Source organism: Brevundimonas sp. GW456-12-10-14-LB3 (assembly GCF_059424365.1).
Genome location: NZ_JBWKZJ010000059.1, coordinates 1 through 7,767 on the forward strand (window position 1 = coordinate 1; position 7,767 = coordinate 7,767).

A 7,767-nucleotide genomic window follows, 5' to 3' on the forward strand; every position below is an offset into this window, starting at 1 on the left:
GGGTCAGGGGGCGGGTCGCGCCGCCCTCGACCTGAATGACCCAGGCCTCGGTCGCGTCGCCGGAATCGGACCTAGCTCGGGTGGTGATCGACAGCCGGGCGACCGAGCCGATCGAGGGCAGGGCCTCGCCCCGGAAGCCCAGGGTGTGGATGCGCAGCAGGTCCACGTCGCCGGCGTCGTCGGGCTCCAGCTTGGACGTGGCGTGGCGTTCGACGGCGAGCGGCAGTTCGTCCTTGGGGATGCCCTTGCCGTCGTCGGCGATCAGTATGCGCGACAGGCCGCCGCCGTCGGCCTGGATCTCGATATTGCGGCTCCCGGCGTCCAGGGCGTTCTCGACCAGTTCCTTGATGGCGCTGGCCGGGCGCTCGACCACCTCGCCGGCGGCGATGCGGTTGACGGTTTCGGGGGAGAGGCGGCGAATGGGCATGTGCCCGCCAAGATAGGGGGGCGAAGGGATTCGCGCCACGCCGGTCAGGGCCGGACCGTTTCCGTCAGGCGGGGACGGCGGAGGCGGCCGTCTGTTCCAGCAGGGCCTGAAGCGCGCCGATCTGGATCGGCTTGCCCAGGACGCCGTCGGCCCCGGCGGCCCGATAGCGGGCCACGTCGTCCTCGAACACATTGGCCGTCAGCATGTGAATCGGGGTGCGGGGGCGGCCCTCGGCGGCCTCCTCGGCGCGGATCAGCCTGACCGCCTCGACCCCGTCCATCACCGGCATCATGGCGTCCATCAGCACAAGGTCGAACCGGTCGGCGCGCAGGGCGTCCACCGCGTTGCGCCCGTTCTCGACCAGGGCGAGGTCCAGGCCGAACGACTGGAACAAGAGGGCCAGCAGCTTGCGATTGGCCGGATGGTCCTCGGCCGCCAGGACGCGCAGGGCTGGGGGCGCGTCGGGCGTCGGTGCGGGCGGAGCGGCCTCCGCGTCGGCCTCGACGGGGGCGCGCGGGGCAGTGAAACGGAACCAGAAGACGGCGCCCGCGCCCTCGGCCGGACGCACGCCGACGCTTCCGCCCAGCCCCTCGGCGGCGGCGCGGCACAGGGCCAGGCCCAAACCCGCCCCGCCTGCGGCCCGCCCGGCGGCCAGCTGTTCGAACGGCTGGAAGATGCGCTCGCGCTGATCCTCGGGCACGCCGGGGCCCTGGTCGTGGACCTCCAGGCTCAGGGCGATCCGGCCGTCCGCCTGGGGCCGGGCCTGGGCGACCAGGCGGATGGTTCCCGCCGGGGTCAGTTTCAGGGCGTTGGACAGATAGTTGATCAGCACCTGTTCGACCCGCGCCTGATCCGTCAGGACCGCGAAATCGGCAGGGTCGCCGTCCAGCACGACCTCCAGCGTCAGGCCCAGTTCGGCGACGCGGGTGCGCCAGACCCGGGCGATGGCCTCGATCCGGGCGGCGACGTCGACGGGGCCGATCTGAAGATCGGACTGACCCGATTCGATCTTGGAGATGTCCAGCGCCCCGTTCAGCAGCCGCAGCAGCATGCCGCCCGCCTCGGCCATGTCGTCGATGATGACCGCCTCGGCCTTGGGCCGGCGCCGGCCGCGCAACACCTCGGTCAGGCCCAGGATGACATTCAGAGGGGTGCGGACCTCATGGCTGATCATGGCGAGGAAGCGGGACTTGGCCTTGTTGGCCCGTTCGGCGGCGGCCCGGTCGGTCTCGGCCTGGCCCAGGGCGGCCTGAAGCTGGCGGCTGCGTTCGGTCAGGGCCACCATCAGCTCCACCGTCTCGCGGTCGCCGCGCCACTGACGCCAGGCGGCGGCGATGATGCCCAGGACGAACAGGGCGACGGCGAACTTCAGCGTCGGCGTGGCCTGGGGCTGGTGGGCGGCGATGATCATGGCCGCGATCGACGGCGGCGCCACGGCCGCCAGGAAGCTGCGCCGGCTGATGTGGACCTGAAGGGCGCCCACCATCAGATTGCCCGCCAGCAGCAGCCGCAGATAGTCGATCGTATCGGGCCGAACCCACCAGGCGGCCAGGATGTAGACGGCGTTGTGGGAGGCCAGGCCCAGGGTGATCCATTCGGTCCGCAGACGGAACCGCCGCCCCGCGCCCGGCGCCTCGGGCCGGGTGCGGGCGATCTCGACCGTTCGCCACAAGAGGACGTAGAGACCCAGCTGGATCAGGCCGAAGTTCGCCGCCCAGCCCCAGTCCAGCACCCAGGCGGCCACCAGGATGACGGCGACGATGGTCGTCAGCCGGACCGCGAACATGTCGCGATACCGGTCGGCATAGGCCCGGATATAGTCTGCGTTCTGGATCACGCGGCGGCGCCCCTCTTACGAGCTTCGCCATAAGGGGAGGACCTTAATGAGCCCTCAATCCGGGGGCTAACCCACCTTCACCCGCGTCGCCGCTTCGGGGAGGTCTTCCCCAAACGCCCGCTGGTAGAATTCCGCGATGGTGGGACGTTCCAGTTCGTCGCACTTGTTGAGGAAGGTCAGGCGGAAGCTGAGGGCCACGTCGCCGCCGAAGATCAGGGCGTTCTGGGCCCAGGTGATGACGGTGCGGGGCGACATGACGGTGGAGATGTCGCCGTTCATGAAGGCGTTCCTGGTCATGTCGGCGACGCGGACCATGGCGGCGATGCGGCGGCGGCCTTCCGCGTCGGACCATTCGGGAACCTTGGCGGCGACGATCTCGGCCTCGACGTCGTGGTCGAGGTAGTTCAGCGTCGTGACGATGTTCCAGCGGTCCAGCTGGGCCTGATTGATCTGTTGCGCGCCGTGATACAGGCCCGTGGTGTCGCCCAGGCCGATGGTGTTGGTCGTGGCGAACAGGCGGAAATATTTGTTCGGGCGGATGACGCGGTTCTGGTCCAGAAGGGTCAGGCGGCCTTGCGCCTCCAGCACGCGCTGGATCACGAACATGACGTCGGGGCGGCCGGCGTCATATTCGTCGAAGACCAGGGCGACGGGGCGTTGCAGCGACCAGGGCAGTATGCCCTCGCGGAACTCGGTGATCTGCTTGCCGTCCTTCAGGACGATGGCGTCCTTGCCGACCAGGTCGATGCGGCTGACGTGGCTGTCCAGATTGATGCGGACCAGGGGCCAGTTCAGGCGGGCCGCAACCTGTTCGATATGGGTCGACTTGCCGGTGCCGTGATAGCCCTGCACCATGACGCGGCGGTCGAAGGCGAAGCCGGCGCAGATGGCGATCGTCGTCTGCGGATCGAAGCGATAGGCCTCGTCGATCTCGGGCACATGGCTGTCGCGCTCGGCGAAGGCGGGCACGGTCATGTCGCTGTCGACGCCGAAGGCTTCGCGCAGGGTCACGCGGCGGGTCGGTTCCAGGGTGATCAGCGGATCGGGGGAGGCGTCGAGCGGGGAGGTCATGCCCGAGCGATTAGCGCACGTTGGGGATCACTTAAACCCCGCTCATCCCCGCGAAAGCGGGGATCCCGCTCTTTTGCTCGGCAGTGCGTTGGACGATGCGCTTTTGAAGACGGCGGCGATCATCGCCCAAAGCACTGGGTCCCCGCATTCGCGGGGATGAGCGGAGGTCTTACTTGGCCGCCAGGCGAACGTCGACGTTGCCGCGCGTGGCGTTGGAATAGGGGCAGACCTGATGCGCCTTTTCGATCAGGTCTTCGATCACGGCCTGATCCAGGCCGTGGTCGGTCACGGTCAGATCGACGTCGAGGTTGAAGCCTTCGCCCCGGGTGTTCTTGCCGAAGCCGACGCCGGCGGTGATCTTGGTGTCGGGGCCGACGGGTGTGCCCGCCTTGCCGCTGACCAGACGCAGGGCCCCCAGGTAACAGGCCGCATAGCCGGTGGCGAACAGCTGTTCGGGATTGGTCCCGTCGCCGCCCTTGCCGCCCATCTCCTTGGGGGTGGACAGACGGACGTCGATCTTGCCGTCGTCGGTGGTCGAGCGGCCGTCTTCGCGGCCGCCGCCCGAGGCGGTGGCCTGGGCGCGGTACAGAACTTCCATGGCGGTCTCCTGTGTTGGGAAGGCTTCAGATGGGGGCTGAACGGGGCAGGGAAAGGGGGCGTTGCATCCGCACCCTAGCCTTTCGGGGCCGACGCGGGCTAAAGCACCAATTCGGGGCGTGTCGTCGGAGTAGGCCGTGAAGATTGCCGAACGCTGGTTCGTATGGGCGGGCATGGTCCTGCTGGGCGGCATCGCCCTGGCGGGGGTGGCGGTGGCCGTCTATGCGGCGTGGCTGTTCCACGACCTGCCCGACGCCTCGGAACTGGCGGACTATCGTCCGCCAACGGCGACGCGAGTCTATGCGGGCGACGGCACCCTGATCGGCGAGTTTTCGGACGAGCGGCGAATCTACGTCTCCTACGATCAGATTCCGGCGACGGTGGTGCAGGCCTTCCTGGCCGCCGAGGACCGCAACTTCTTCCAGCACGGCGGCATCGACGTGGGCGGCATCGGCCGGGCGTCGCTGAAGAACGTCTTCAACCTGGTGCAGGGGCGCCGGCTGGAGGGCGGCTCGACCATCACCCAGCAGGTGGCCAAGAACGTCTTGCTGACCAATGAATCGAGCCTGAACCGCAAGCTGAAGGAAGCCATCCTGGCCAATCGTCTGGAGGCGACCCTGTCCAAGGAGCAGATCCTCGGCCTGTATCTGAACGAGATCTTCCTGGGCTACCGGTCGTTCGGCATCGCCTCGGCCGCCTACAACTATTTCGGCAAGTCGCTGAACCAGCTGACGCCGGACGAGGCGGCCTTTCTGGCCTCCCTGCCCAAGGGGCCGAACAACTATCACCCCAAACGTCATCCGGGCGCGGCCAAGGGCCGGCGGGATTGGGTGTTGGGCGAGATGGAGCAGAGCGGCTGGTTGACCCAGGCTCAGCTGGCCGAGGCGCGCGCCCGGCCCCTGGTCACGCGCGACGCGCCGCAGCGGTCGGAATATAAGGACGCGGACTTCTTTGTGGAGGAGGCGCGGCGTCAGGCGGCGGCCAATCCCGATTTCGGCGCCCAGTTGCGCGCCGGCGGCTTCTATATGCGCACCACCCTGGACCCGACCTTGCAGACGGCCGCGCGCCAGGCGCTGATGCAAGGTCTGGAGAACTATGACCGTCGCCACGGCTGGCGCGGAGGGTGGGGCTCGACCGACTTCGCCGAGGGCTGGCAGGCCGCCGCCCTGAAGGAACAGGCGCCGCCCGAACGCCGCAGCTGGCAGGCCGCCGCCATCGAGAGCGTCAGCGGAAACACGGTTCGCATCCGCACGGCCAAGGGCGACGAGAGCGGAACCCTGATCGCCGCCGACGCCGCCTGGGCCAACGCCAATCGGCAGCTGCGGCGCGGCGAGCTGATCTTCGTCGAGAAGAAGAACGGCCAGTTCGCCCTGAAACAGGTGCCGCGCGTCAACGGCGCCCTGGTGGCGATCGAGCCCCAGTCGGGCCGGGTTCTGGCCATGGTGGGCGGCTATTCCTTTGCCCTGTCCAGCTTCAACCGGGCGACCCAGGCCAAGCGACAGCCGGGGTCGGCCTTCAAGCCCTTCGTCTATGCGACGGCGCTGGAGGGGGATTTCACCCCGGCCTCCATCGTTCTGGACGCCCCGATCAGCTTCGCCGGCGGCCCCAACGGCCAGCGCTGGACGCCTGAGAACTACAGCCGGGAATATTACGGACCCCAGACGCTGCGGCGCGGGCTGGAGCTGTCACGCAACGTCATGACGGTGCGCCTGGCCCAGTCGGTCGGCATGAAGAAGATCGTCGATCAGGCCGCCCGGATGGGTATTCCGGGGCTGACGCCGAATCTGTCGGTGTCCCTGGGCGCGGGCGAGGTGACGCCGCTGGAGATCACGGCCGCCTATTCGGCCTTCGCCAACGGCGGACGGCGCGTGACCCCCTATCTGATCGACTATGTTCAGGACCGGGACGGCCAGACCATCTTCCGCGCGGACGCCCGCAACTGCCGCGAATGCGGGCGGGGCTTCTCCGGTCAGGAATCGCCGCGTCTTCAGCCGCGCGGAACCCAGGTGATCGATCCGATCACCGCCTATCAGATGAGTTCGATGCTGGAAGGCGTGGTCCAGCGGGGCACGGCCGCCAGCGCGCGCGGCCTGGGTCGCTGGGTCGCCGGCAAGACCGGCACGACCAATGAATACCGTTCGGCCTGGTTCGTCGGCTTCACCACCGACATAGTGGTCGGGGTCTTCATCGGTTTTGACGACAACCGGTCGCTGGGGTCCGGCGAGGCCGGCGCCTCGGCCGCCGTGCCGGTCTTTACCGAATTCATGCAGACGGCGCTGAAGGAGCGGCCGGCCCGGCCATTCGTGCGGCCCAAGAACGCCGTTTTCCGCACGGTGAATGGGATCGAGGAAGCCTTCCGCCCCGGCACTGAACGCCAGGCGCCGGCCCCGGTCCAGGCCCCGAGCCAGCCGGTCGGACCCCAGAACTATTATGACGTGATCCGTCGCGAACAGGAGGCGGCGGCCGCCGGCGCCAACGCCCTGCCGCCCGCCGCCGCCCCGCCGCCGCCGAAGAAGGCACCGGCCGAGGACTTGAGCGGACTGTACTGAGGCTCTAGGTAGGCCTTCCGAACGGCGCGTCCTCGTGGCGCGCCGTTCTTCATTCTTTTCGCCCTATCGCGCGACCTGCGGGCCGCGCTGCTTGAGGGCCTAGTGTCGCTGGAGATTGCGATGAGACCGGATGTCGAGGCCATGAAGGCCGACATCGAGCAGAGCGTCGCTCTGCTCAGGAGGCGTCTTTGACTGGGACGTCGCCGTCAGAAAGCTCGATGAGCTGAACGCACGGGTCGAGGACCCGACCCTGTGGGACCGGCCGGAAGAGGCCCAGGCCGTCAGCCGCGACCGTTCGCGCCTGGAAGGCCAGATCAACGCCGTCAAGGCGATGGAGCAGGACCTGGAAGACGGGGTCATGCTGGCCGATATGGCCGATGAAGAAGGCGACGAGGCCGCTCTGGAAGAGGCGCGCGCCCTGTTGCGCGGCATCAAGGAGCGGGCGGCGCGGGCCGAGCTGGAGGCCCTGCTGTCCGGCGAGGCCGACGGAAACGACGCCTATCTGGAAGTCAACTCCGGAGCCGGCGGCACAGAATCCAACGACTGGGCGGGCATGCTGCTGCGGATGTACAGCCGCTGGGCCAAGGCTCACGGCTATGAGGTCACGGTCGAGGCTCAGGAGGACGGCGAACAGGCGGGGGTCAAGTCGGCCACCGTTCTGATCAGCGGCCCCAACGCCTATGGCTGGCTGAAGTCGGAATCCGGCGTCCATCGCCTCGTGCGGATCAGCCCCTATGATGCGGCGGCCAAGCGGCACACCTCATTCGCCTCGATCGGCGTCTCGCCAGTCGTCGACGACACGATCGAGATCGACATCAATCCGTCCGACGTGCGCACCGACACCTATCGCGCCTCGGGCGCCGGCGGTCAGCACATCAACAAGACCGATTCGGCGGTGCGTCTGACGCACATTCCGACCAATACGGTCGTGTCCTGCCAGACCGGACGGTCGCAGCACCAGAACCGCGAACAGGCGTGGAAGATGCTGCGGGCGCGTCTGTATGAGCTGGAACTGCAGAAGCGCGAGGCGGCGGCCCAGGCCCTGGCGGACGCCAAGACCGACATCGGCTGGGGCCACCAGATCCGATCCTATGTGCTGCAGCCGTATCAGATGGTGAAGGACCTGCGGACCGAGGTCGAAACCTCGGATACGCAAGGGGTGCTGGACGGCGATCTGGACGCCTTCATGGGCGCGGCCTTGGCGGCGCGGGTCGGCCAGACGCGGGGCTCCGTCGCCGATTGACGGCGAGGACGCGGCCTGATCGCTGAAATCCGGCGATCAGGCC

6 protein-coding genes are annotated in these 7,767 nt (G+C 68.3%); 2 read left to right on the forward strand and 4 right to left on the reverse strand.

What is annotated here, in order from left to right; all coding sequences use genetic code 11:
• From mutL to AC07XS_RS15320, 4 genes are all read right to left on the reverse strand, one after another.
• Window positions 1-427, reverse strand: a 427-nt coding sequence (gene mutL, locus AC07XS_RS15305) for a DNA mismatch repair endonuclease MutL (RefSeq protein WP_182715129.1), incomplete at its 3' end; no start/stop codon positions are given.
• A gap of 64 nt (window positions 428-491) precedes the next feature.
• On the reverse strand, window positions 492-2,264 hold the full coding sequence (locus tag AC07XS_RS15310; protein ID WP_321208176.1) for a response regulator: 1,773 nt from the start codon (window positions 2,262-2,264) through the stop codon (window positions 492-494).
• A gap of 66 nt (window positions 2,265-2,330) precedes the next feature.
• Window positions 2,331-3,335, reverse strand: coding sequence for a cobaltochelatase subunit CobS (gene cobS, locus AC07XS_RS15315; RefSeq protein ID WP_182715130.1), 1,005 nt, complete (start codon window positions 3,333-3,335; stop codon window positions 2,331-2,333).
• Window positions 3,336-3,504: 169 nt separating this feature from the next.
• Window positions 3,505-3,933 carry an organic hydroperoxide resistance protein gene (locus tag AC07XS_RS15320; RefSeq protein ID WP_054765607.1) on the reverse strand — a complete coding sequence of 143 codons (429 nt, stop codon included), beginning with the start codon at window positions 3,931-3,933 and terminating at the stop codon, window positions 3,505-3,507.
• Between the two features lie 136 nt (window positions 3,934-4,069).
• Between AC07XS_RS15320 and AC07XS_RS15325 the strand changes: the two genes are divergently transcribed.
• Complete coding sequence (locus AC07XS_RS15325; protein ID WP_182715131.1) at window positions 4,070-6,481, forward strand: penicillin-binding protein 1A; 2,412 nt, start codon at window positions 4,070-4,072, stop codon at window positions 6,479-6,481.
• 120 nt (window positions 6,482-6,601) lie between these two features.
• Window positions 6,602-7,724, forward strand: a protein-coding gene (gene prfB / locus AC07XS_RS15330) for a peptide chain release factor 2 (RefSeq protein ID WP_182715132.1) whose coding sequence is annotated in 2 segments (ribosomal slippage) — window positions 6,602-6,670 and window positions 6,672-7,724 — 1,122 coding nt in all. Because the reading frame shifts where the segments join, the coding sequence is not laid out codon by codon here.
• The last annotated feature ends 43 nt before the right edge of the window (window positions 7,725-7,767 follow it).

Bases quoted from the DNA above. Each gene is read 5' to 3' on its own strand.
- cobS (WP_182715130.1), bottom strand. From the start codon at position 3,335: ATGACCTCCCCGCTCGACGCCTCCCCCGATCCGCTGATCACCCTGGAA.
- AC07XS_RS15320 (WP_054765607.1), bottom strand. From the start codon at position 3,933: ATGGAAGTTCTGTACCGCGCCCAGGCCACCGCCTCGGGCGGCGGCCGC.